Below are 23,861 nucleotides of genomic sequence, written 5' to 3'. Positions count from 1 at the left end.
GGTGGCGAGCTCCGACAGAGCGGGGCGCGGGGCTCTTGTGCTGTCGCCGGTCTACGCCAGCCTGGTGCCGCCCGCCGCCCAGGCGGGCCGGCCTGCGCCGTGGAAACGGCCGCGCTCCGCCCGGCCTTTTCCGGTGGCCAGCTCCGACAGAGCGGGGCGCGGGGGTCTTGTGCTGTCGCCGGTCTACGCCAGCCTGGTGCCGCCCACCGCCCAGGCGGGCCGGCCTGCGCACCGCTCGGTGGCCGCGCGTGAGCACGACCAAGCCGCGCTCACGCGGGGCCGCTCATACAGCAGTGTGGTGCCGCCCGCCGCGCAGTGGTACACCCGGGACCAGCCGGTGCCGTGGAAACGGCCGCGCTCCGCCCGGCCTTCTCCGGTGGCGAGCTCCGACAGAGCGGGGCGCGGGGCTCTTGTGCTGTCGCCGGTCTACGCCAGCGTGGTGCCGCCCGCCGCCCAGGCGGGCCGGTCTGCGCACCGGAAGTGGTCGCGCCCCGCTTGGTGGCCACGCGTGAGATGGCCACCGGACAGCGCCTCGCCCGGGCCGGGCCGGCCTCGCCCGGCCAATATCATGCGCGGCTGGGCGGGGCGCGCGGATCCAGCGCTGTCGCTGGTCTAGGCCACTGAGGTGCCGCCGCCGCGCAGCCGGGACAGCCCGTGCCCTGGAAGTGGTCGCGCCCTGCTCGGTGGCCGCGCGTGAGCACGACCAAGCCGCGCTCATGCGCAGCCATTCACCGGCACCGGGCCGGTGCTTCTCCACCGATGAATCCACCGCGCGGGCCGCGCCCCACCCGGAGCGCGGCCCGCGCGGTGTCCGTCCTACTCGGTCGGCGCCTCGGCCGCCGCCGGCTGCGCCTCGCCGATCAGGTTCGACGCCCACTCCGTCACGCGCCGCGCGACGTCTTGCGCCGTCAGGCCCACGCTGGCGAGCACCTCCTCGCGCGAGGCGTGCGGCAGGAACTCCTGCGGCACGGCCAGGTCCCGCAGCGGCACGTCGCACTCGGCGTCCCGCAGCACGGATGCCAGCGCGCTGCCGAAACCACCGTGCCTGCCGCTGTCCTCGACCGTCACGACCAGCCGGTGCTCACTCGCCAGGCCGACCAGCTCGCGCGGCACCGGCAGCACCCACCGCGGATCCACCACCGTCACGCCGATGCCCTGGTCGGCCAGCCGCTCGGCGGCGGCCAGCCCGAGCGGCGCGAACGCGCCCACCGCGACCAGCAGCACGTCGGCGCCCGCGCCTTCCCGCGGCCGCCGCAGCACGTCGACCACGCCGATGCGCTCCACCGCGGGCACCGACTCGGTCACGCTGCCCTTGGAGAACCGCAGCGCGGTCGGCCCGTCGGACACCGCCACCGCCTCCCGCAGCTCCTCGCGCATCGTCTGCGCGTCGCGCGGCGCGGCGACCCGGATGCCGGGCACCATGCCCAGCAGCGACAGGTCCCACATGCCGTGGTGGCTCGGCCCGTCCGGCCCGGTGATGCCGGCCCGGTCCAGGACCAGCGTGACCGGCTGGCGGTGCAGCGCCACGTCCATCAGCAGCTGGTCGAACGCCCGGTTGAGGAACGTCGAGTACACCGCGACCACCGGGTGCAGCCCGCCCATCGCGAGACCCGCGGCCGAGGTCAGCGCGTGCTGCTCGGCGATGCCCACGTCGAACCAGCGGTCCGGGTGCCGTTCGGCGAACTCGTGCAGCCCCGTCGAGCGCAGCATCGCGGCGGTGATCGCCACGACGTCCTCGCGCTCCTCACCGATGCGCGCCAGCTCGTCCCCGAACACGGCGGTCCAGCTCAGGCCCTTCGGCTTGGGCAGACCGGTCTCCGGGTCGATCGGGTCGGTCTGGTGCATCTGGTCGGCCTCGTGGTTCACCGCGGGCGGGTAACCGTGGCCCTTCTCGGTGACCGCGTGCACGACGACCGGCCCGCCGAACGCCTTCGCCGCCTGGAACGCCTTCTCCAGCGCCGCGATGTCGTGCCCGTCGACCGGGCCGAGGTACTTCAGCTTGAGGTCGGAGAACATCTCCTGCGGACTCAGCGCGTCCTTGATGCCGGCCTTGGCCGCGTGCAGCGCCGCGTAGATCGGCTTGCCCACCACCGGCGTGTTGAGCAGCAGCTCACGCCCGCCGTCGAGCATGCGCTCGTAGCCCGGCTGCAGCCGCAGCGAAGCCAGGTGCTCGGCGAACCCACCGATCGTCGGCGAGTAGGACCGGCCGTTGTCGTTGACCACGATCACCACGGGACGGCCCGGCTCGGCGGCGATGTTGTTCAGCGCCTCCCAGCACATGCCGCCGGTCAGCGCGCCGTCCCCGACGACCGCGACGGCGTGCCGCCCGCCGCCGGCGAGCTCGAACGCCTTCGACAGTCCGTCCACATAGGACAACGCGGTGGAGGCGTGGCTGTTCTCCACCAGGTCGTGCTCGCTCTCCTCACGGGACGGATAGCCCGAGGGCCCGCCCTGCTGGCGCAGCAGGTCGAACTCGGTGTGCCGGCCGGTCACGATCTTGTGCACGTAGCACTGGTGACCGACGTCCCAGACGATCGCGTCCTTCGGCGAGTCGAACACCCGGTGCAGCGCCAGGGTCAGCTCGACCACGCCGAGGTTGGGGCCGAGGTGGCCGCCGGAGCGGCGGACCTTGTCGACCAGGAAGTCGCGGATCTCCCCCGCCAGGTGCTCGAGCTGGCCGTGTCCCATGCGCTTCAGGTCGGCCGGTCCGTGCACGGACTCCAGCAGCGTCACTTTCCACCTCACCCGCATAGATACCTCGCCCTGCCCGCCAGGGCGCGTCCAGTCAGTCTACGGAGAACCGTAGTCCTCCGGCCGCCCCGCGCGTTCCGGGTCACTGATCACGCGGTGAGAAGGTGCCTGCCGCTGCCGCGACCGTGTGAACACTGTCTCACTGACATGACGCACCGGGGTGCGCGCGTGGTGACATCCCGTGAGATCGGGTCCGGCCAGGCGTGGCGTTACATCAGGCCACGGGATTGGTGAACCGATCAAGACTGGTGTGGGTGGCGGTGCGGGCGAGATCAGCCGCGGGCCAGGTGCCGACGACCAGGCGGACCGAGCGTGCGGGTGACGGGTTGGACCCGGGCGCTGCGGGGTGGGTGCCGTCAGTGCGGCTGCCGCGGCTCGGGGTCAGCACAGCGGCTCACCGCCCGGCCAGCTCCACCCCGGCAGGCAGCGTCCCGGCCCGGTGCAGCTCGTCCAGGTGGGTGAGCAGCGTCTCCCGGAACGCGCGGGCCGCGTTGGTTGGCGCCACGTCCGTCCGCTGGGCCAGCGCGATCGTCCGGGTGATCTCCGGTGCGGTCAGCGGCGTCCCGCGCAGCGCCGGCCGCCCGGCGAGCACCAGGCTCGGCACCACCGCGACCCCCAGCCCCACCTCGACGAACCGGAGCACGGCGTCCATCTCCCCGCCCTGCGCCGCGAACACCGGCGTGAACCCGGCGGCGCGGCAGGCCTGCAGGGTGGTGTCCCGCAGGTCGTAGCCCTCCCGGAACATCACCAGCGGCCGGTCGCGCAGCTCGGCCAGCCGGACCTCCTCGCCCAGGTCCACCCCGGCGGGCGAGGCCACCACCAGCCGCTCCCGCAGCAGCGGCACTGTCGTCAGGGCCGCCTCCTCCCCGGCCGCGATCAGCACCGCCAGGTCCAGCTCGCCGTGCGTCAGCGCCCGCACCAGGTCCTTCGACCCGCTCTCCTCGACCACCAGCTCGATGCCCGGGTACTCGCGGTGGAAGCGGTGCAGCACGTCGGCGAACACGGTGACGCACAGGCTCGGCGTCGCACCCACCCGGACCCGGCCGCGGCGCAGTCCGACCAGCTCGGCGACCTCCAGCCGCGCGGTGTCGACGTCGGCGGCGATGCGCCGCGCGATCGGCAGCAGCGCCTCGCCGGCCGGGGTGAGCGTGACGTTGCCCCGCGCCCGGCTGAACAGCGGCGCGCCCAGCTCGTCCTCCAGCGCGCGGACCTGCTTGCTCAGTGAGGGCTGCGCCACATACGTGCGCTCGGCGGCGCGCGTGAAGTGCCGTGTCTCGGCCACGGCCAGGAAGTACAGCAACTGCTGCAAGGTCATAGCTTCAGGCTATCGTCTCCAGCGCTTCGATATATTGGACGACTCGTCGCCGCGGGCCGCACGCTGCCCACGTGGCCCTTCTCGAACGTTCCGCACCACCACGACCACGCCGGCTGTGGTCCTCGACCGTCGGGCAGAAGGCGATCATGGCCGTGACCGGCCTGCTCCTGCTGCTCTTCGTCATCGCGCACATGCTGGGCAACCTGAAGTTCTTCGTGTCCGCGGCGAGCTTCGACCACTACGCGGCCTGGCTGCGCACGATCCTGGACAGCGTCCTCGGGCACTCCGGGTTCCTCTGGGTGCTGCGCGCCGGGCTGGTCGTCTGCGTCGTGCTGCACGCCGTCACCGCCGCTCGTCTCGCGCGCCGCGCCCGGGCCGCCCGGCCGGTCCGGTACGCCCACCGCGGGCGCGTCCAGGGCGACTACGCGGCACGCACCATGCGCTGGGGCGGAGTGATCCTCGCGTTGTTCGTCGTCTACCACGTGCTCGACCTGACCACCGGGCACCTCAACCCGAACGGCGTGCCGGGCGCGGTGCACGACAACGTCGTCGCCGACTTCCGGCTCTGGTACGTGACGCTGTTCTACACGCTGGCCGTGGTCGCGCTCGGGTTCCACATCCGGCACGGCCTGTGGAGCGCGCTGCAGAGCCTGGGCACGTCCGGCGCCGCGCGACGCACCGCGCAGGGCGTCGCGCTCGGCGTCGCGGTCGCCGTCACCGCCGGGTACCTGTCCGTCCCGTTCGCCGTCGTCACCGGATTGGCCGGGTGAGCACCGTGTTCGTCGAAGGAACCCCGATCTCCGACACCCGCGCGCCGGACGTCCCGCTCGAACAGCGCTGGGAGCGGCGGCGGTTCACCGCCCGCCTGGTCAACCCCGCCAACCGGCGACGGCTCTCGGTCATCGTGGTCGGCACCGGCCTGGCCGGCGCGTCCGCCGCGGCGACCCTGGCCGAACTGGGCTACCAGGTCCGCTCGTTCTGCTACCAGGACAGCCCGCGCCGCGCGCACAGCATCGCCGCTCAGGGCGGGATCAACGCGGCCAAGAACTACCGCGGCGACGGCGACAGCGTCCACCGGCTCTTCCACGACACGGTGAAGGGCGGCGACTTCCGGGCGCGGGAGTCCAATGTGCACCGTCTGGCCGAGCTGAGCGTGCGGATCATCGACCAGGCCGTGGCCCAAGGCGTGCCGTTCGCGCGGGAGTACGGCGGGCTGCTGGACACCCGCTCGTTCGGCGGGGCGCAGGTGTCCCGGACTTTCTACGCCCGCGGGCAGACCGGGCAGCAGCTGCTGCTCGGCGCTTACCAGGCGATGGCGCGGCAGATCCACCTCGGACGGATCGCGATGCACCCGCGCACCGAAATGCTCGACCTGGTCGTGGTGGACGGCCGGGCGCGCGGGGTCGTGGTGCGGAACCTGGTCACCGGCGAGATCTCCACGCACGTCGCGGACGCGGTGGTGCTGGCCACCGGCGGGTACGGCAACGCCTTCCACCTGTCGACGAACGCCAAGGGCTGCAACGCGACCGCGATCTGGCGCGCGCACCGGCGGGGTGCGCTGTTCGCCAACCCGTGCTTCACGCAGATCCACCCGACGTGCATCCCGGTCAGCGGCGGGCACCAGTCGAAGCTGACGTTGATGAGCGAGTCCCTGCGCAACGACGGCCGGGTGTGGGTGCCGGCCGCGGCCGGTGACACGCGGCCGCCGTCCCAGATCCCGGAAGCGGAGCGCGACTACTTCCTGGAGCGTCGCTACCCGGCGTTCGGGAACCTCGTGCCGCGCGACATCGCCTCCCGCGCGGTGAAGAGCGTGTGCGACGCGGGCCGCGGGGTCGGCCCCGGCGGGCTCGGGGTGTACCTGGACTTCGCGGACGCGCTGGAGCGGCTCGGTCGGGACGGCGTGGAATCCCGCTACGGCAACCTGTTCGCGATGTACGAGCGGATCACCGGGGACGACCCGTACCGGGTGCCGATGCGCATCTACCCGGCCGTGCACTACACGATGGGCGGGCTGTGGGTCGACTACGACCTGCGCAGCACCATCCCCGGCCTGTTCGTGATCGGCGAGGCGAACTTCTCCGACCACGGCGCCAACCGGCTCGGGGCGAGCGCGTTGATGCAGGGCCTCGCGGACGGGTACTTCGTGCTGCCCACGACGATCGGCGACTACCTGGCCGACGGCCCGTTCCCGGCGGTCGGCGACGTGTCCGGGACACAGGCGGAGGTCGAGGACCGGATCGCGCGGCTGCTGGCCGTGGACGGGGACCGGTCCGCGGAGGACTTCCACCGCGAGCTGGGCGCGGTGCTGTGGGAGCACTGCGGGATGAGCCGCAGCGAGACGGGGCTGCGGAAGGCGCTGGAGCTGATCCCGGCGCTGCGCGAGGAGTTCTGGTCGCGGCTGCGGGTGCCGGGTTCGGGGGCTTCGCTCAACCAGTCGCTGGAGAAGGCCGGGCGGGTCGCGGACTTCCTGGAGCTGGCGGAGCTGATGTGCGTGGACGCGTTGCACCGCACCGAATCCTGCGGCGGGCACTTCCGGGAGGAGAGCCAGACCGCCGACGGCGAGGCGCGGCGCGACGACGCGGCGTTCTCGTACGTGGCCGCGTGGGAGTTCACCGGGGTGGGCCGGCCGCCGGTGCTGCACCGCGAGGCGTTGTCGTTCGACCATGTCACACCCAGTCAGCGGAGCTACTCGTGAAACTCGTGTTGAAGATCTGGCGGCAGAAGGACGCGGCGGACCGCGGCCGGCTGGTGCGGTACGAGGTGGACGACCTGTCGCCGGACATGTCGTTCCTGGAGGTGCTCGACGTGCTGAACGAGCGCCTCACCGCCGCGGGCGAGGAGCCGGTGGCGTTCGACCACGACTGCCGGGAGGGTATTTGCGGGGCGTGCGGGGTCGTGATCGACGGCACGGCGCACGGCCCCCAGGCCGCGACCACCACGTGCCAGCTGCACCTGCGGCACTTCGCGGACGGGCAGACGGTGACGGTGGAGCCGTGGCGGGCGCGGGCTTTCCCGGTGGTCAAGGACCTGGTGGTGGATCGCGGGGCGCTGGACCGGATCATCGAAGCGGGCGGATACATCACCGCGCCGACCGGCAGCGCGCCCGAAGCCCACGCGACGCCGGTGCCGAAGCCGGCGGCGGACATCGCTTTCGAAGCGGCGGCGTGCATCGGCTGCGGTGCTTGTGTGGCCGCGTGCCCGAACGGTTCGGCCATGCTGTTCACCGCCGCCAAGGCGACGCACCTGGGGGTCCTCCCGCAGGGCGAGCCGGAACGGCCGGCGCGGGCGGTGTCGATGGTGGCCGCGCAGGACGCGGAGGGCTTCGGAGGCTGCACCAACAGCGGCGAGTGCACAGCGGTGTGCCCGAAGGGCATTCCGCTGGACACGATCGGCCGCCTGAATCGGGACGTGCTGGGAGCGGCGCTGCGGTCCGGGTGATGGGCTGGCGGCGGCGCAGCGCGGCGGTGGGGCGGGGCAGCGGCGGGGCGTGGCAGCGCTGCGGCGGGGCGCCGCGGGGCGTAGCGACGCTGCGGCGAGGGGGCGGCCGGGCGGCGCTACGGCGCTGCGGTCCGGGTGATGGGCCGGCCGCGCTGCGGCGGCAGGGCGCAGCGGCAGGGCGAAGCGGCGCTGCGGCCCCGGTGGTGCGCCCTGTGGGGGTGGCGGGGCGGGACGGCAGCCACGCGCGCGCAGGCGGCGGCGCGCAGGCGGGGCGGAAGCGCAGCGGACGGCACGCGGAAGCGGGGCAACGCGGCGGGGCAGCGCGGCGGCCACGCGCGCGCAACGCGCGGGCGGGGGCGCCCCGATGAGGCAGCAGCGTGCAGGCGGGAGCGGAACCGCAGCGGACGCGGTGGAAGCGGGTGGCGCGCAGGCGGCGGCGCGCCGATGAGCCGGCGGCGTTCAGGAAGGGCGGAAGCGCAGCGGACGGCACGCGGAAGCGGGGCGGGCGCGGCGCAGCAGCGCCGGGTGCGCCGCAGCGCAAGGGCGCACGGGTGCCTGGCGCTGCCGAGCAGCCGCATCCCGGGCAGCGTTCTCAGGGCGAACCGTGCGCGCGGGAGCGCGGCAAACGCGGCCGCGGCGGCAGCGGCGCGGCAGCGCGGTGGCGCGGCCCCAGCGGCAGTGCGGCCTCAGGGCAGCCGGCCTCAGCGGCAGCGCGGCCTCAGCGGCGGCGGCGCGGCGGCGCGGCCTCAGCGGGCAGCGAGCCTCAGCGGCCGCCGCGCGCGCCGCAGCGTGGGGCGGCTTCGGGGCTGCCGAGCAGCCGCATCCTGGGCAATGCATCACCGCCGCCCACCCTCGCCCGCGGCCAAGGCGAAGCGCGCCGCCCCAGGCCGCGCCACTCCGGGGCGGCCGCGCCCCAAAGTCCTAACCCGCCTCCACCTCGGCGCGCTCCACCGTCAGCCGTGCGTGATTGGCGGCTTCTCGGCCTGCTGTCCAGCCCTCGCCGTTGCTGATGGTCGTCCTGCGGGTCGTCGTGTGCGGGAACAACTCCGTGAACAGCGTGTCCACCTCCTGGCGGCGCCGGGCGAGGATCGGGACCAGCCGCGCCTCCGCGAACTCCGCTCCCGCGGCTCGGTCGGCGTCGGTCAGGCGTTCGCCTATTCGCGTCGCATAGGCGAGCAGGAAGGCGTGCCGGAACGAGCGGGTCCGCGCGCCGCGGCCGGCGGACAGCATCGCCTCGTTCGCCTGCACCAGCAGCGACGTCGACAGCAACTCCACCAGGTCCAGATCGACCTCGTGGCCGACCAGCGCCACGAACCCCAGCTTGGCGTAGAACGCGGCCCGGCACCGGTTGGCCGTCGCGACCGCCGACACCAGCGACGACTTCGGCCCGAGGTACGGCTGCTCCAGCCAGAACCGCCGCGCCGAACCCGCCCTCGGCACCGGCTCGTCCACCAGCGCCTGCTCGAACGAGTACCGGCTCATCAACTGCTGCGCCTTCGCCGACAGCGCCTCCGCCTCCTCGGGGAACGACGTCGACTCCGCCTTCGCCAGCAGCGCCCGTATCCGCGCCAGCACCTTCTCGTCCACGCCCGCCCGCTCCGCCGGCACCGGCACCTCCGGCAACCGCGGCAAGGGCAGCAGCACCTCCAGCACCGACAGCACCACGAGCAACGCCGCCACCCGCTCCACGCCGTGCCGCTCCGACCACCGCTCCAGCAACGGCCGCTCGGCGCCGTCGCACCCGGCGAGCGCGTCCGACGTCAGCGCGACCCCGCGCCGGTCCAGCCGCCGCACCGCGATCTGGTGCACGTCCCCCGGCTGCCACCCGGTCCGCCACAACCGGGACAGCACCTCGCGCAGCGCCAGCTCCGCCGCCCGGTCGATCAGCCGCGCGTCGTAGCGCGGGCCCGCCAGCTCCCGCGCGGCGAGCTCACCCAGCCGCCGCTGGGCGGCATCGCACAGCAGGACGGCGAACGTTTCCACGGTGGACTCGGCCATGCCCGCATCATGCCGGAGGGCACCGACAATTCCGGGCGCCTCAACGCACCAGCAGCGCCACGCACTCCACGTGGTGGGTCATCGGGAACGCGTCGAACGCCCGCAACCGCTCCAGCCGGTACCCCGACTCGCCGAACGTCGCGACGTCCCGGGCCAGCGCCGCCGGATCACACGCCACGTACACCACCCGCTCCGGCGAAGCCGCCGCCACCGCCTGGACCACCTCGCGCCCGGCCCCGGACCGCGGCGGGTCCAGCACCACGACCTCCGGCTCCCCGGACAGCGACCGAAGCACGTGCTCCGTCCGGCCGGCCCGCCAGCTCACTTGCGGCAGGTCCGCCAGGTTCCGCTCGCCGTCGCTCACCGCGCGCTGCCCCGACTCGACCGCCACCACGTGCCCCGTCACGCCGACCTGCGCGGCCAGCACCGACGCGAACAACCCGACCCCCGCGTAGAGGTCCCAGGCCAGCTCACCGGGCGAGGCCCGCGCCCACTCCCGCACCACCGACGCGAACGTCTCCGCCGCCGCGGGGTGCACCTGCCAGAACCCGTGCGCCTGCAGCCGCCAGTCCCGGCCCGCCGCGTGCTGCACCGCCTCCCCGCCGGCCAGTTGCCGCGCCCGGCGCTTGCCCCGCACGGTCGCCAGCTCGCGGGCGTGCACATGGCCGTCCCCGTCGCTGGTCACCTCGATCTCCGTGCCCGGCCGCCAGCGCCGCGACAACGCGCGGTCCAGCGCGCCCGGCACCGAGATCGGGCACTTCTCCAGCGCCACGACCCGGTGGCTGCGGTGCGCGCGCAACCCCGCGCGCCCGTCCGGCCCGGCGACCAGCCGGACCCGCGACCGCCAGCCCAGCGCGCCCCCGGGCAGCGCCTCGACCTCGACCGGCCAGTCCAGCCCGGCCAGCCGCTGCAGCTGCTCGGCGACCACGCGCCCCTTGAGCTCCCGCTGGAACTCCGGCGTCGCGTGCTGCCAGTCGCAGCCGCCGCACTGCCCCGGCACGGCCAGCGGGCACGGCGGATCGACCCGTTCCGGCGCCGCGCGGAGCACCTCCACCGCGTCCGCGCGGCAGAACGAGCCGCCCTTGTCCTCGGTCACCTCGGCACGCACCAGCTCGCCGGGCAGCGCGTGCCGGACGAACACGACACGACCGTCCACCCTGGACACGCAGTGCCCGCCGTGGGCGACGGGTCCCACCTCGAGCTCCAGGACCCGGCCGGTCCAGTCCTGCCCGGTCACTTCCCGCCGTCCTTGCCCGCCCCGTTGCGGGTCCCGTCCCCGAAGAAGCCGCGCCGCACGTCGCCGGCCGCCGGGCGGGACCGCGCCGCGCGCCGCACCGCCTTCGCCGAGGACGCCAGCTGCCACGGCACGCTGGTGACCATCACGCCGGGTTGGAACAGCAGCCGACCCTTCAGGCGCAGGGCGCTCTGGTTGTGCAGCAGCTGCTCCCACCAGTGCCCGACGACGTACTCCGGGATGAACACGGTCACCACGTCCCGCGGGTTGTCGCCGCGCACGCGCTTGACGTAGTCCAGCACCGGGCGCGTGATCTCGCGGTACGGCGATTCGACGACCTTCAGCGGAACCTTGAAGCCCTTGGCCTCCCAGTCGGCGGTCAGCTGCCGCGTCTCGGCGTCGTCCACGTTGACCGTCACGGCCTCCAGGACGTCCGGCCGCATGGCCTTCGCGTAGGCGAGGGCGCGCATGGTCGGCAGGTGCAGTTTGGACACCAGCACGATCGCGTGGTTGCGCGAGGGCAGCACGGTCGGGTTGCCGTCCAGCGCGGCCAGCTCCTCGGCGACCCGGTCGTAGTGCTTGCGGATCGCGGTCATCAGCAGGTAGATCGCCACCATCGCGGCGATCGCGATCCACGCGCCGAGCAGGAACTTCGTGATCAGCACGATGATCAGCACCGTGCCGGTCATGGTGAGGCCGATCGCGTTGACCGTCTGCGAGCGGCGCATCCGCCGCCGCGCCGCCGGGTCGGTCTCCCTGGACAGCAGCCGGTTCCAGTGCCGCAGCATGCCGGCCTGGCTCACCGTGAACGACACGAACACGCCCACGATGTAGAGCTGGATCAGCTTGGTGACCTCGGCGTCGAACGCGATGATCAGGACCAGCGCGAACGCGGCGAGGAACAGGATGCCGTTGGAGAAGGTCAGCCGGTCGCCGCGGGTGTGCAGCTGGCGCGGCAGGAACCGGTCCTGCGCGAGGATCGAGGCCAGCACCGGGAAGCCGTTGAAGGCGGTGTTCGCGGCCAGCAGCAGGATGATGCCGGTGCTGAAGGAGATGTAGTAGAAGGCGGGCTCGAAGTGCGGGAACACCGCCTGCGCGATCTGGGCGACGATCGTCTTCTGCTGGTAGCCCTCGGGGGTGCCGCTCAGCTGGGTGGCCGGGTCTTCGGCGAACTTGACGTCGGTGAGGATCGCCAGCGTGATGATGCCCAGCAGCATCGTCACCGCGAGCAGGCCCATCATCAGCAGCGTGGTGGCCGCGTTCTTCGACTTCGGCTTGCGGAAGGCGGGCACGCCGTTGCTGATCGCCTCGACGCCGGTCAGCGCCGCCGCGCCGGAGGAGAACGCGCGGGCGATGAGGAAGACGAACGCGAAGCCGGTGAAAGACGCCTCGGCGTGCAGGTCGAAGTCCGCGCTCTCGGCGCGCATCGGCGTGCCGCGGACGGCCTCGAACAGGCCCCACGCGACCATGCCCAGAATGCCGATGATGAACCCGTATGTCGGAATTGCGAAGGCCTTGCCTGACTCGCGCACGCCACGCAGGTTGATCGAGGTCAGGACCACCACGATGATCACCGCGCTGAGCACCTTGTGCTCGGCCACGAACGGGATCGCCGACCCGATGTTGGCCACGCCGGAGGAGGTCGACACGGCCACGGTGAGGACGTAGTCGACCAGCAGCGCGCTCGCGACGGTCAGGCCGAATCTGCCGCCGAGGTTGGTGCTGGCGACCTCGTAGTCGCCGCCGCCGCTGGGGTAGGCGTGCACGTTCTGGCGGTAGGAAGCCACCACGACCAGCATGACCACGGCGACGGCGATGCCGATCCACGGCGAGTAGGCGTAGGCCGACAGCCCCGCGACGCTCAGCGTCAGGAAGATCTCTTCGGGCGCGTACGCGACGCTCGAGAGCGCGTCCGACGCGAAGATCGGCAGCGCGATCCGCTTCGGGAGCAGGGTGTGGGAGAGCCGGTCGCTCCGGAACGGACGGCCGACGAGCAGCCGTTTGGTGGCGGTCGCAATCTTCGACACGTCAGAAGGGTACGGGCGGGTCCGCGAGGGGGCCGGACAAGGTAGGTTCTGCGTCGGCATCTACCGGGTAACCGCCGTTCGGGTGACACACAGGAGGCAGTGACGTGCACGTGGTGATCATGGGGTGCGGCCGGGTCGGCGCGTCCCTGGCCGCGGCCCTCGAGCGCCTCGGTCACGAGGTCGCGGTGATCGACAAGGCGCAGGAGGCGTTCCGCAGGCTCGGCAGCGACTTCCACGGCCAGCAGGTGCTCGGCATGGGCTTCGACCGGCAGGTGCTGATCGACGCGGGCATCGAGAAGGCGGGCGCCTTCGCCGCGGTGTCCAGCGGCGACAACTCGAACATCATCTCGGCGCGGGTGGCGCGGGAGAACTTCGGCGTCGAGCACGTCGTGGCCCGCATCTACGACCCGAAGCGCGCGGCGGTCTACGAGCGGCTGGGCATCCCCACCGTGGCGACCGTGCCATGGACGACCGACCGGTTCCTGCGCACGCTGCTGCCCGACGGGGTGGCCTCGGCGTGGCGGGACCCGAGCGGCAACGTCGCGGTGCTGCAACTGCCGCTGCACGAGGGCTGGATCGGCCGCAGCGTGAACGAGCTGCAGGAGTCGACCGGCGCGCGAGTCGCGTTCATCATGCGGTTCGGCACGCCCGTTCTGCCCGATTCCAAGACGGTGTTGCAGGCGGACGACCTGGTCTACGTGGCCGCGAGGTCCGGGACCGTCGGCGACGTGACGAGCACCGCGGCGCGCGCGCCGGAGGAGGAAGCCTGATGCGGGTCGCGATCGCGGGAGCCGGCGCGGTGGGCCGGTCCATCGCCAAGGAGCTCATCGACGGCGGCCACCAGGTCATGCTGATCGAACGGCAGGCCGGGCAGTTCGAGCCGGACGCCGTCGAGCAGGCCGACTGGGTGCTCGGCGACGCGTGCGAGGTCTCGACGCTGGAGGACTCCGGCATCGAGCGCTGCGACGTGGTGATCGCGGCGACCGGTGACGACAAGGTGAACCTGGTCGTGTCGCTGCTGGCGAAGACCGAGTTCGCGGTGCGGCGGGTCGTGGCGCGGGTGAACAACCCGGCCAACGAGTGGCTCTACACCGACGCGTGGGGCGTGGACGTCGCCGTGTCGACGCCGCGGATCCTGGCCGCGATGGTCGAGGAGGCGGTCAGCGTCGGCGACCTGGTGCGGCTGCTGACGTTCCGGCAGGGGCAGGCGAACCTGGTCGAGCTGACCCTGCCCGACCAGACCCCGCTGGCCGGCCGCCCGGTGAGCGACCTGGCGCTGCCGCGGGACGCCGCGCTGGTGACGATCCTGCGCGGCGACCGGGTGATCGTGCCGCAGCCGGAGGACCCGCTGGAGCCGGGCGACGAACTGCTGTTCGTGGCCAACGCCGAGGTCGAGAACGACATCCGCAAGGCGCTGGGCTACTAGCGTGCCGCGAGGAGGTCCCGGATCGCGGCGGTGACCTCGACGGGCCGTTCCTCCGGCAGGAAGTGGCCGCAGGGCAGGACCCGGGTGCGCAGGTCGGGCGCTCAGCTCGCCCACACCTGCCGCGGGTCGAACGGCAGGACGAGGTCGCCGGGGTCCTGCCACATCGCCAGGACCGGCATCGACAGGATGCGGCCGGTGTCGCGGTCGGCCTGGTCGTGCCCGGCGTCGACGGACGCGCCGGCGCGGTAGTCCTGGCAGATCGCGTGGATCGCCCGCGGAGTACCCGCGGCCAGGTAGGCGGCCCGGACGTCGGCCGGGATCGCGCCGGGCACGCCGGTCCAGATGTCCAGGAAATGCCCGAAGAACACGTCCGGGTCGGCTGCGATCATCCGTTCCGGCAGGTCGGACGGCTGGGCGAGCAGGTAGAGGTGGAACGCGAACACCCCACCGGCGCCGTGCAGCGCGGCCCAATTGTCCCGGACGGGACCACGGACCGGGCGCGCTAGGCCTCCTGCGGCGGCTGGCCGTACTTGAGGCGGAGGCGGGCCTCGACGTCCGCCTCCTCGGCGACGCGGGCCTCTTCGATCTCCTTGAGGCGCTTGTCGGAGCGGCGCACGGCCCACACGACGACCAGCAGCGCCAGCCCGTACAGCGGCCAGCCCATCGCGATCTTCGCGAACGCCAGCCAGCCGGTGTAGTCGGCCTCGTACAGCCACCGCTGCACCACGAACCGCGCCCCGAACACGGCGGCCAGCGCGAGGGTGGCGACGTCGTAGCCGAGGCGGGACGGCTTGTCCCGGCGCCACGCGGTGCCGGTGCCGTTGAGGAAGTTCCAGATCACGCCCGCCAGCGGCCAGCGCACCACCACGGACAGCACGAACACGCCGCAGTAGACGAGGCTCGCCCAGATCCCGAACAGGAAGAAGCCCTTCGCGGACCCGGTGCGGTAGGCGATGAACGCGCCGATGCCGACGCCGAACAGGCCGGAGATGGCCGGCTGCAGCGACTCGCGGCGCACCAGGCGCACGATCGTGATCAGCGCGGCGCTGCCGACGGCGCTCCAGATGCCCACGGTGAGCCCGAAGAACGAGTTCGCGAGCACGAACACCACGATCGGCACGGACGAGTAGACGAGGCCGGACACCCCGCCCATCTGTTCCAGCATCGTGGGCTCGGGCCGCTCACCCGCCCGCCCAGGCTCGGCCCCGTCTGCGGCGGGGTTCGGATCGGTCTTGTCGCCTGGACGGGCGGGTTCAGTCACGCGGTTACCAATTCAGGAGGTCGTCTGCAGCTCGTAGAACGGGTTGTACAGCACCTTCTGGCCGTCTCGCTCGGCCATGCGTCCCCGGACCTTGATGGTCCGGCCCGGTTCGATGCCCGGGATGCGGCGCCGTCCCAGCCAGACTAGCGTCACGCCCTCCGTGCCGTCGAACAACTCGGCACGCAGTGTCGCCGCCTCTTTCGTGGGACACAGCTCCACGCTGCGCAACCGCCCGAGGACGGTCACCTCTTCGCCCGACCGGCAGTCACAGGCCCGCCGCGCGCCGCCCGCCTCGGATTTTTCGGACAGATCATCAGCGTCGAGTTCCTCGACGTCGCTGGTCAGCTTGCGCACCAGCCGGCTGAAATAGCCGCCGTCTTTGGCGGACATAGGCGTCTGCTCCTGTTCCAGGGCCCCCGACTCGAACGGCCCGTTCGTCATCCAGCCTAACCTCGTGGGGGCCAGCACAACCGCTTTGCGGCAAGATCGCAACGTGACGTCCGCTATGCCGAAACCGGCCGCCGTCCTGCTACCCGGGACGGGCTCGGACGAGGTGTTCGTCCGGTCTGTTTTCGCAGGTCCGCTGGGTGCGTTCGGGATGCGCACACGAACCCCCGAACCGCCGGGCGGCGCCGCTGTGACAGCAGGTCTGCTGGCGTCACTCGACGAGGCGGCGGCGGACGGCCCGGTGCTCGCCGGAGGCATCTCCCTGGGCGCGCACCTGGCCGCCGAATGGGCGATCCGCAACCCCGGCAAATGCGCCGGGCTGTTGCTCGCGATGCCGGCCTGGTGCGGCCGCCCGGACGACGCGCCGGCCTCGCTCGCCGCGCGCGCCTCCGCGGACCTGGTCGACTCGCACGGCCTGGAGGAGGCGCTGCGGCTCGCGACGGCCGGAGTGGCGCCCTGGCTCGCCGCCGAGCTGACGAGGGCCTGGCGGCGGCACGGGGACGGCCTGGCGGCGAGCCTGCGCGTCGCGGCGGCCCACCCCGCGCCGACGCTGGACGCGCTGGCGGAGCTGGACGTCCCGGTCGGCATCGCCGCGTGCACCGACGATCCGGTCCACCCGGCCGCGGTGGCGCACGCCTGGGCGGAAGCGCTTCCGCGCGCCGTGGTGCGGGAGACCACGCTGACCGCGCTCGGCGCCGATCGCGAGTCACTGGGCCGGGCCGCGCTGCTGGCCTGGCTCCAGGCGCGCGGCTGAGGTCCGCACCGCTGCCGCGGCGGCCGCCACGGCGGTGACCACCAGCGCGGCCACGGCGACCAGGCACCACCGCGCTACTGGACGAGCACCCCGGCGGTACAGCACCTCGTGCGACCCGATGCGGCGCGCTCGCCGTTGGGGTGCCGACGGCCGACGCCGGCGCGACAGCCAGGGCCGCACCCCGCAGCAGTAGACCGCGGTGGCGTCTGGTCCCGAACGAATCGGCCGGCCTCGGCGGCGGAAAATCGAAGCGCAGGCACCACCGCAGCACCGGACGAGCACCCCGGCGGTACAGGTCTCTGTGCGCCCCAATGCGGCTCACCGTTGGCGCGTCGACGATGAGCGCAGCGTCGGCCAAGCGGCCCACGACCGCGCCCCGCCATCAGCCCCCGCGGCCAGGACCACCAGAGCCCTCGACCGGATCGGGCAAGGCGGGCACACGCACCGCAGCGCGCAGGATCCCCGGACGGCGCGCCTACTGCTGGCCCTGCTGCTGCGCGATGTGCTCCGCGACCGCCTCCGGCAGCGTGATCGGCAGCGGCGTGCGCACCGGCATCGGCGCGTCGCCGCGGTCGACGATCGTGCCGCGGACGATCTCGCGCAGCACGGCGGGCGCTTCGGCCGCCATCGACTGCGGGCCCGCGATCACGCCGCGCAGCATCCAGCGTGGCCCGTCGACCCCGACGAACCGCAGCGCCACGTCGCCGATCAGCGCGGACAGCTCCGGCCCCCACTCGCCCTGGCCCGGCGCGACCTTGGCGCCGTCGTTGCGCAGCTGCTCGGTCAGCTCGCCGACCACCTCGCGCCACAGCCCACCGGACCGCGGCGCCGCGTAAGCGCTCACCGTGACCTGGCCGTGCGCGGTCACCACGTGCACCGCGCGCACGCCACCGGCCTGCGGGTCCATCTCGACCTGCACCTGGGTGCCGTCGGGCACCGGGACCCGCACCGAGCCGAGGTCGATCCGCGGCTTGCCGTCCTCCGGCGCGTCGGCGATGTCGAACGGCCCGTCGGTGGCCTCCGGCTCCGGCTCCGGGTCCTCTTCCGGCTCCTCGGCGATGTCCGAGTCCCAGGACTCGCCGGGGTCGGCCATCGCGTGGCGGCCCCGCTTCTTGCGTCCGAAGATGCCCACTACTCCCTCGTTCCTTCCCCGGGATTCCCGGTCAGCGTCGCATGCCCGCCGGTCGAGCCGTACCCGCCGGCCCCGCGTTCCGTCGCCGCCAGCTCCGCGACCTCCACGAACTCGGCGGTCTCCACGCGCTGGACCACCAGCTGCGCGATCCGGTCCCCCCGCGCGAGCCGGATCGGCTCGCTGCGGTCGTGGTTGACCAGGCACACCTTGATCTCCCCGCGGTAGCCCGAGTCGATGGTGCCCGGCGTGTTCACCACGGACAGCCCGGTGCGCGCGGCCAGCCCGGAGCGCGGGTGCACGAACCCGGCGTAGCCCGGCGGCAGCGCGATCGCCACGCCGGTGCCGACCAGCACCCGCTCGCCGGGCGCCAGCACGACGTCGGTGGTGGTCACCAGGTCGGCGCCGGCGTCGCCGGGCCTTGCGTAGGACGGGATCGGGACACCCGGATCGAGCCGGGTGAGCAGGACCTGCACGGGGGACACGGGCGGCGAGACTACCCTGGAGGCATGGGTGAGCACGCGAGCGCGGCCGGTGCGGTGGGCGAGACGACTGCGGAAGACGGCAGCACGCGGTATGCCGAACGGCTGTACCTGTCGTGGTGGGGCTGGCCGCTGCCGCTGGCGGGCGCGGCGCTGCTGGCCTACGAGATCCACCTCGGCTACCCGGCGGTGCCGCTGTGGCTGCCGTTCGCGGTGCTGATGCCGTTGATGGTGGCGTGGCTGGTGGCCATGGGCCGGGCCCGGATCCGGGTGACCGGCGACGAGCTCGAAGTCGGTGACGCTCATCTGCCGTTGCGGTTCGTGGGTGAGGTCGAGGTCATCGGGAAGGACCGGAAGCGGAAGGCGATGGGGCCGGAACTCGACCCCGCCGCTTACGTGACGCATCGCGGCTGGGTCGGTTCGCTGCTGCGCGTGCACCTGACCGATCCCGCGGATCCGACCCCATACTGGGTGTTCAGTACCCGCAGGCCGGAGGCCCTGGCCGAGCTGCTCCGTTCAGGGAAGTAGCCCGGCCGTCGGCGGTGTCACGCGCAGTCGCGGCAGATCATCTGCCCGTTGTGCTCCTCCGCCAGCCTGCTCCGGTGGTGCACCAGGAAGCACACGGAGCAGGTGAACTCGTCAGCCTGCTTCGGCACCACCTTCACCGTCAGGTCCTCACCCGACAGCCCGGAGAGGTCCGCGCCCGGAAGCTCGAAGTTCTCCGCGCTCGCGTCCTCGTCCACGTCCACCACGCCGGACTGCGTCTCGTTCCGGCGAGCCTTCAGCTCCTCCAACGAGTCCTCGGCGAGCTCGTCGGCTTCGCTGCGGCGCGGAGCGTCGTAGTCGGTCGCCATTGTCCCTCACCCCTGCGATCAGCTTCGTAATCACTGTTCAAGCACGCTGTTCGCATGCCATCGTGCCGCTGGTCAACGTCCCAGCGCCCCGGTTTGTGCCCGCCGCCGTAGTGAGCCAGGTCTCTCTTCAGCAACGTGTTTCGGTACCTGATCTACGGGCGGAGCCCGCAGAGGGTAGCTCACGCTTTACCCGGACGCGCAGAGTGTCATTCGAAGCAGGACATACGTCACCCAACAGGGGGAACACATTCCGGGGACGCCCGTGGGACCGTGCGAGAAGTACCCCGGCTTCGGACGGGTGACGACGCTGGTGCACTGTAACGCCTACGCTGATCAGGAACGACGGTTCGGGCGAGCGGGTGTTCGGGTCTTCGATCGAAGGGGTGGGGCAGGTGTCGTCGGGGATCGGTTACGGCAACCGGAGATCGCGGCCCTACCGCAAGCGCCGCCCGCTGCCCGCCTTGATCGTGATCGGGGTGCTCGGGCTCGTCGCGATGGTCATCTGGGTGCGCGCGATCACCAGCAAGCAGGACATCGACGAGGCGCTGCGGTGCGATCCGCCGCCCACGCCGCCACCCGGTGTGACGTACACCAACTTGGGTTACAACGCGCTCGACGAGACGACGCCGGTGCCCGCCGACCGGATCGCGGTGAAGGTGCTCAACGCGAGCGAGAAGCGCGGGCAGGCCGCCATCACCACGGAAAGCCTGCGGCAGCTGGGTTTCACGCAGATCGCGCCGCCGGAGAACGACCCCGCGTACGCGACCGACGAGGCGGCCTGCCGCGGCCAGTTGCGCTTCGGCGACAACGGCAGCTCCGCGGCGCGCACGCTCAGCCTGGTCGTGCCGTGCGTCGAACTGGTGCGAGACAACCGCGAGGACGCGAGCGTGGACCTGGCGATCGGCAGCGCCTTCGGCGACGTGGTGCCGACCCAGGCGGCGCGCGACATCCTCGCGCAGCTGCAGGCGTGGTCCGGCCAGCACGGCGACGGGGGCGAGCAGTCCGCGGTGAACCCGCCGGTGATCGACGAAGCACTGCTGGCCGCCGCCCGCCCCGGCACCTGCTGACGCGTGTCGCGGGCGCTCGCGCGCCCGGATTCTGCCCTCAGGGGGCGAGTCAGGACCCGCCGGAAAGGCGGCCGAAGAGGCCGCCGGCGGGCGCGAATCCCGCAACCGCGCCCGCGAGTTCGTCACTCGCGGGCGAGGGTCCCCCACCCGGTCGCAAGGCGACGGGCGGCCGCTACCGGGCGCGCACCCCACGCTCGCGCCGTCACCCACACGCGCGAGCGCCGCACCTGGCCGAAAGTCCGCGGGCGGCCGCTACACGTCCTTGACGCCGCACTCCACGGCCGCGTCGTAGAGCGCTCCGGCGATCGACGGCGCGGCCGCGAACGTCGCGTCCTCCCCCAGGGCCGGGTCCGCGCCGGGCAGGTGCACCACCGCGCCGGCTTCCTCCGCCACCAGCGCCCCGGCCGCCCAGTCCCAGCGGTGCAGGCCGTGCTCCACGTACCCGTCCAGCCACCCGGCCGCCACGGCGCACAGGTCGAGCGAGGCCACCCCGGCCCGGCGGACGTCCCGCACGCGGGTCAGCAGCCCGGACACCAACCGGGCCTGCCGGGCGCGCCGCTCGGCCTGGTAGGCGAACCCCGTGCCGATCAGGCTCAGCTCCAGCCGCTCGGGCGAGGACACCGCGAGCCGCCGCCCGTCGAGCCACGCGCCCTGGCCCCGCACGGCCGTCCAGCAGCGCCCGCTGACGGGTTCCACGACCGCCCCGGCCACCGACACCCCGTCCACCTGCGCCGCGAGCGACACGGCGAACAGGGGCGCGCCGTAGAGGAAGTTGACGGTGCCGTCGATCGGGTCCACCACCCACGTGACGCCGTCGCCCGCCGCGCCGCCCGCCTCCTCCCCCAGGACGTGGTCCCCCGGACGCAGCTCCGCCAGCCGGTCGCGCACCAGCTGCTCGGCGGCGCGGTCGACCGCGGTGACGACGTCGGTGTCCGTCGTCTTGGTCTCGACCGACACCGGCTCACCTGCGACCATGGCGTCACGGGCACGGCGGACCAGGTCCGCGGCCTCGGCCGCGACCTGGACGGCGACGTCCTTCAACTCTGTTTCGGCAGCTCCCACGTCCACCATGGGACCACACCCGGTTAAAGTCTCCGGCACAGGTTTCTGAATCGAGCGAGAAGGGACGGCGCCAATGACGGCGACCCGTGGTTTCGGAATCGACATCGGCGGCAGCGGTATCAAGGGCGCCCTTGTCGACCTGGAAAAGGGCGCACTGATCGGCGACCGCTTCCGGATCGACACCCCGCGCCCGGCGACCCCGGACGCGGTGGCCGACGTGGTGGCCCAGATCGTGGCCCACTTCGGCTGGGAGGGCCCGGTAGGCATCACGCTGCCCGCGGTGGTCAAGAAGGGCGTCGCGCACACCGCGGCGAACATCGACCCCAGCTGGATCGGCACCGACGCGGACGCGTTGTTCGCCAAGCGGCTGGACCGCCACGAGGACGACATCGCGATGCTCAACGACGCCGACGCGGCGGGCATGGCCGAGATCCGCTACGGCGACCCGCGGGCCCGCAAGGGCGTCACCACCCTGCTGACGTTCGGCACCGGCATCGGCAGCGCGCTGTTCCAGCACGGCACCCTGATGCCGAACACGGAGTTCGGCCACCTCGAGGTCGACGGGCACGACGCGGAGAAGAAGGCGGCCGCCTCCGTCAAGGACAACGAGGGTCTGTCCTACCCGCACTGGGCCAAGCGCGTGAACCGTTACCTTTCCGTGCTGGAGAACCTCATCTGGCCGGATCTGTTCATCGTGGGCGGCGGGGTCAGCAAGAAAGCCGAGAAGTGGGTGCCGCTGCTGGAGATCAGGACACCGGTCCTGGTCGCATCGCTGCAGAACAACGCGGGGATCGTGGGCGCGGCGCTGGCGGCGGCCGAGGGCCTGGAGCACTGACCTGCGAACAGGCCGCCCCGGGTTTGAACGATGATCGGCCGCAACGCACCGGCGTATCGTCGTTACAATGGAACACGGCCCACGGTCGCGGAGGACAAAACCGCAGGCCGCGGGACGTTCCCCGAATCTGAGGCAGCCGGGACCCACCATCCCGGCTCGCCGTGATCGACCGCTGCGAAAGGGCGTACGTGGCAGCCGCAAAAACCGCTACCCGAAGCGGCACGAAGACAACGAGCGCCGCCGACGTGAGCGCGGAACCCGACGCGGGCCGTGAGAACGTGACCGAGGCCGAGGCTCAGGGCTCCGGCGCCACGAAGAAGGCGACCACCCGCAAGCCGGCCGCGGCCAAGGGCCCGAAGAAGGCTCCGGCCAAGGGCCGCACCACCCGCAAGGCCGGCAAGACCGACGACGGGGAGCCGGACGGCCCCGGCGGCGAGGACATCGAGGACGTCGACCTCGAGGCCGACCTCGCCGACCTCGAAAGCGAGGTGGAGGTCGACGTCGTCGACGCGACCGTCACCGACGAAGCCGAGGACCTCGACGAGGACGAGCCGGACGAGAAGACGCCGGCCGCGAAGTCGGGCGCCAAGTCGACCGACCGCGACTTCGTCTGGGACGAGGAGGAGTCGGAGGCCCTGCGGCAGGCCCGCAAGGACGCCGAGCTCACCGCGTCCGCGGACTCGGTCCGCGCGTACCTGAAGCAGATCGGCAAGGTCGCGCTGCTCAACGCCGAGGAGGAGGTCGAGCTCGCCAAGCGGATCGAGGCCGGCCTGTACGCGGCCGAGCGGCTGCGCATCGCGGAGGAGGAGGGCGAGAAGCTCGCCACCCAGATGCGCCGCGACCTGCGCTGGATCATCCGGGACGGGGAGCGCGCCAAGAACCACCTGCTGGAGGCGAACCTCCGTCTGGTCGTGTCGCTGGCCAAGCGCTACACCGGCCGCGGCATGGCGTTCCTGGACCTGATCCAGGAGGGCAACCTGGGCCTCATCCGTGCGGTCGAGAAGTTCGACTACACGAAGGGCTACAAGTTCTCCACGTACGCGACGTGGTGGATCCGGCAGGCGATCACCCGCGCGATGGCCGACCAGGCCCGGACCATCCGCATACCGGTCCACATGGTCGAGGTGATCAACAAGCTCGGCCGCATCCAGCGTGAGCTGCTGCAGGACCTCGGCCGCGAGCCCACCCCCGAGGAGCTCGCGAAGGAGATGGACATCTCCCCGGAGAAGGTCCTGGAGATCCAGCAGTACGCCCGCGAGCCGATCTCGCTGGACCAGACGATCGGCGACGAGGGCGACTCGCAGCTGGGCGACTTCATCGAGGACTCGGAAGCGGTCGTCGCGGTCGACGCCGTGTCGTTCACGTTGCTGCAGGACCAGCTCCAGTCGGTGCTGCAGACGCTGTCCGAGCGCGAGGCCGGCGTGGTCCGGCTGCGCTTCGGCCTGACCGACGGCCAGCCGAGGACTTTAGACGAAATCGGCCAGGTCTACGGAGTCACGCGCGAGCGCATCCGGCAGATCGAATCGAAGACGATGTCCAAGCTGCGGCATCCCAGCCGCTCGCAGGTCCTGCGGGACTACCTGGACTAAAAGCACAAGAAGAAGGAGCCCGGACCGCCAACGGCGACCCGGGCTCCTTCTTTTACAAGCCAACGCAACGCAAGCCGGCAACGCAAAGCAGCCGACCACCCCAACCAGACCTCCCCCGCCCCCGATCCACAGCCGATCTTTAGTCGCCGATCAGCGGGGTCAAGGTACTCTTTCCCGCCTTGACGCCGCTGC

General features: G+C 72.6%; 22 protein-coding genes. 10 read left to right on the top strand and 12 right to left on the bottom strand.

The features are described from left to right. Positions 1-816: 816 nt before the first annotated feature. On the bottom strand, positions 817-2,733 hold the full coding sequence (gene dxs, locus ABZ215_RS36825; protein WP_020422412.1) for a 1-deoxy-D-xylulose-5-phosphate synthase: 1,917 nt from the start codon (positions 2,731-2,733) through the stop codon (positions 817-819). Positions 2,734-3,145: 412 nt separating this feature from the next. Next, the gene (locus ABZ215_RS36820) at positions 3,146-4,066 is read right to left on the bottom strand and encodes a LysR family transcriptional regulator (protein ID WP_354955081.1); all 921 of its coding nucleotides are present in this window, start codon (positions 4,064-4,066) and stop codon (positions 3,146-3,148) included. A gap of 71 nt (positions 4,067-4,137) precedes the next feature. On the opposite strand from ABZ215_RS36820, the gene ABZ215_RS36815 reads away from it, so the two are divergent. Genes ABZ215_RS36815 through ABZ215_RS36805 form a run of 3 tightly spaced genes read left to right on the top strand, consistent with a single transcriptional unit; the run spans position 4,138 to position 7,504 of the window. Next, positions 4,138-4,836, top strand: a complete 699-nt coding sequence (locus ABZ215_RS36815) for a succinate dehydrogenase cytochrome b subunit (protein ID WP_354955079.1) — start codon at positions 4,138-4,140, stop codon at positions 4,834-4,836. Beyond that, positions 4,833-6,761: a fumarate reductase/succinate dehydrogenase flavoprotein subunit gene (locus ABZ215_RS36810; protein ID WP_354955077.1), complete on the top strand. Its 1,929-nt coding sequence runs from the start codon at positions 4,833-4,835 to the stop codon at positions 6,759-6,761. The genes ABZ215_RS36815 and ABZ215_RS36810 overlap by 4 nt, the downstream gene beginning before the upstream one ends. Continuing rightward, entirely contained in the window at positions 6,758-7,504 is a 747-nt protein-coding gene (locus tag ABZ215_RS36805; protein ID WP_354955075.1) for a succinate dehydrogenase/fumarate reductase iron-sulfur subunit, read from the top strand. The genes ABZ215_RS36810 and ABZ215_RS36805 overlap by 4 nt, the downstream gene beginning before the upstream one ends. Before the next feature lie 921 nt (positions 7,505-8,425). Here the strand turns inward: ABZ215_RS36805 and ABZ215_RS36800 are convergent. The 3 genes from ABZ215_RS36800 to ABZ215_RS36790 are packed head-to-tail and all read right to left on the bottom strand — an operon-like array spanning position 8,426 to position 12,763. Continuing rightward, the gene (locus ABZ215_RS36800) at positions 8,426-9,502 is read right to left on the bottom strand and encodes a DUF2786 domain-containing protein (protein ID WP_354955073.1); all 1,077 of its coding nucleotides are present in this window, start codon (positions 9,500-9,502) and stop codon (positions 8,426-8,428) included. Positions 9,503-9,542: 40 nt separating this feature from the next. Further along, positions 9,543-10,739, bottom strand: coding sequence for a class I SAM-dependent RNA methyltransferase (locus ABZ215_RS36795; protein ID WP_354955071.1), 1,197 nt, complete (start codon positions 10,737-10,739; stop codon positions 9,543-9,545). Further along, positions 10,736-12,763: an APC family permease gene (locus tag ABZ215_RS36790; protein WP_020418717.1), complete on the bottom strand. Its 2,028-nt coding sequence runs from the start codon at positions 12,761-12,763 to the stop codon at positions 10,736-10,738. Before ABZ215_RS36790 ends, ABZ215_RS36795 begins: the two co-directional genes overlap by 4 nt. A 104-nt stretch (positions 12,764-12,867) precedes the next feature. Here ABZ215_RS36790 and ABZ215_RS36785 point away from each other — a divergent pair, with 104 nt between their 5' ends. Together ABZ215_RS36785 and ABZ215_RS36780 are read left to right on the top strand one after the other, a co-directional pair. After that, entirely contained in the window at positions 12,868-13,533 is a 666-nt protein-coding gene (locus ABZ215_RS36785; RefSeq protein ID WP_020418718.1) for a TrkA family potassium uptake protein, read from the top strand. Further along, positions 13,533-14,189 carry a TrkA family potassium uptake protein gene (locus tag ABZ215_RS36780; RefSeq protein WP_020418719.1) on the top strand — a complete coding sequence of 219 codons (657 nt, stop codon included), beginning with the start codon at positions 13,533-13,535 and terminating at the stop codon, positions 14,187-14,189. The genes ABZ215_RS36785 and ABZ215_RS36780 overlap by 1 nt, the downstream gene beginning before the upstream one ends. Positions 14,190-14,290: 101 nt before the next feature. Here the strand turns inward: ABZ215_RS36780 and ABZ215_RS36775 are convergent, their stop codons facing one another. The 3 genes from ABZ215_RS36775 to ABZ215_RS36765 all read right to left on the bottom strand — a co-directional run bounded on the left by ABZ215_RS36775 (position 14,291) and on the right by ABZ215_RS36765 (position 15,840). After that, positions 14,291-14,632 carry a hypothetical protein gene (locus ABZ215_RS36775; RefSeq protein ID WP_354955069.1) on the bottom strand — a complete coding sequence of 114 codons (342 nt, stop codon included), beginning with the start codon at positions 14,630-14,632 and terminating at the stop codon, positions 14,291-14,293. Positions 14,633-14,691: 59 nt separating this feature from the next. Continuing rightward, complete coding sequence (locus ABZ215_RS36770; protein ID WP_020418721.1) at positions 14,692-15,354, bottom strand: DUF3159 domain-containing protein; 663 nt, start codon at positions 15,352-15,354, stop codon at positions 14,692-14,694. A gap of 108 nt (positions 15,355-15,462) precedes the next feature. Continuing rightward, positions 15,463-15,840: an OB-fold nucleic acid binding domain-containing protein gene (locus ABZ215_RS36765; protein ID WP_026153310.1), complete on the bottom strand. Its 378-nt coding sequence runs from the start codon at positions 15,838-15,840 to the stop codon at positions 15,463-15,465. A 115-nt stretch (positions 15,841-15,955) separates the two neighbouring features. On the opposite strand from ABZ215_RS36765, the gene ABZ215_RS36760 reads away from it, so the two are divergent. Continuing rightward, positions 15,956-16,651 (top strand): alpha/beta hydrolase, encoded by a 696-nt coding sequence (locus ABZ215_RS36760; RefSeq protein WP_354955083.1) that lies wholly within the window; start codon positions 15,956-15,958, stop codon positions 16,649-16,651. Positions 16,652-17,126: 475 nt separating this feature from the next. Here the strand turns inward: ABZ215_RS36760 and ABZ215_RS36755 are convergent, their stop codons facing one another. Both ABZ215_RS36755 and dut read right to left on the bottom strand, forming a co-directional pair. Continuing rightward, positions 17,127-17,783 (bottom strand): DUF3710 domain-containing protein, encoded by a 657-nt coding sequence (locus tag ABZ215_RS36755; protein ID WP_020418724.1) that lies wholly within the window; start codon positions 17,781-17,783, stop codon positions 17,127-17,129. Next, positions 17,783-18,265, bottom strand: a complete 483-nt coding sequence (gene dut, locus ABZ215_RS36750) for a dUTP diphosphatase (RefSeq protein WP_026153312.1) — start codon at positions 18,263-18,265, stop codon at positions 17,783-17,785. The genes ABZ215_RS36755 and dut overlap by 1 nt, the downstream gene beginning before the upstream one ends. A 24-nt stretch (positions 18,266-18,289) precedes the next feature. Here dut and ABZ215_RS36745 point away from each other — a divergent pair, with 24 nt between their 5' ends. Then, positions 18,290-18,790, top strand: coding sequence for a DUF3093 domain-containing protein (locus ABZ215_RS36745; protein ID WP_354955067.1), 501 nt, complete (start codon positions 18,290-18,292; stop codon positions 18,788-18,790). A gap of 17 nt (positions 18,791-18,807) precedes the next feature. Here the strand turns inward: ABZ215_RS36745 and ABZ215_RS36740 are convergent, their stop codons facing one another. Next, a complete protein-coding gene (locus ABZ215_RS36740) occupies positions 18,808-19,116 on the bottom strand; it encodes a DUF4193 domain-containing protein (RefSeq protein WP_017983710.1) in 309 nt (102 codons plus the stop codon). Positions 19,117-19,508: 392 nt separating this feature from the next. Here ABZ215_RS36740 and cei point away from each other — a divergent pair, with 392 nt between their 5' ends. After that, positions 19,509-20,183: an envelope integrity protein Cei gene (gene cei, locus ABZ215_RS36735; RefSeq protein ID WP_027935977.1), complete on the top strand. Its 675-nt coding sequence runs from the start codon at positions 19,509-19,511 to the stop codon at positions 20,181-20,183. A gap of 252 nt (positions 20,184-20,435) precedes the next feature. On the opposite strand, the gene ABZ215_RS36730 is transcribed toward cei, so the two are convergent. After that, positions 20,436-21,254, bottom strand: a complete 819-nt coding sequence (locus ABZ215_RS36730) for an inositol monophosphatase family protein (protein WP_027935978.1) — start codon at positions 21,252-21,254, stop codon at positions 20,436-20,438. Between the two features lie 64 nt (positions 21,255-21,318). Here ABZ215_RS36730 and ppgK point away from each other — a divergent pair, with 64 nt between their 5' ends. Beyond that, positions 21,319-22,080 (top strand): polyphosphate--glucose phosphotransferase, encoded by a 762-nt coding sequence (gene ppgK / locus ABZ215_RS36725; RefSeq protein WP_020418728.1) that lies wholly within the window; start codon positions 21,319-21,321, stop codon positions 22,078-22,080. Between the two features lie 188 nt (positions 22,081-22,268). Next, the gene (locus ABZ215_RS36720) at positions 22,269-23,669 is read left to right on the top strand and encodes an RNA polymerase sigma factor (RefSeq protein WP_027935077.1); all 1,401 of its coding nucleotides are present in this window, start codon (positions 22,269-22,271) and stop codon (positions 23,667-23,669) included. Positions 23,670-23,861 lie beyond the last annotated feature (192 nt).

The organism is Amycolatopsis sp. NPDC006131 (assembly GCF_040614175.1).
Classification (GTDB): domain Bacteria; phylum Actinomycetota; class Actinomycetes; order Mycobacteriales; family Pseudonocardiaceae; genus Amycolatopsis_E; species Amycolatopsis_E tucumanensis.
The sequence above is the reverse complement of the archived record's forward strand: the minus strand, read 5'-3'. Positions and strand labels throughout refer to the sequence as shown.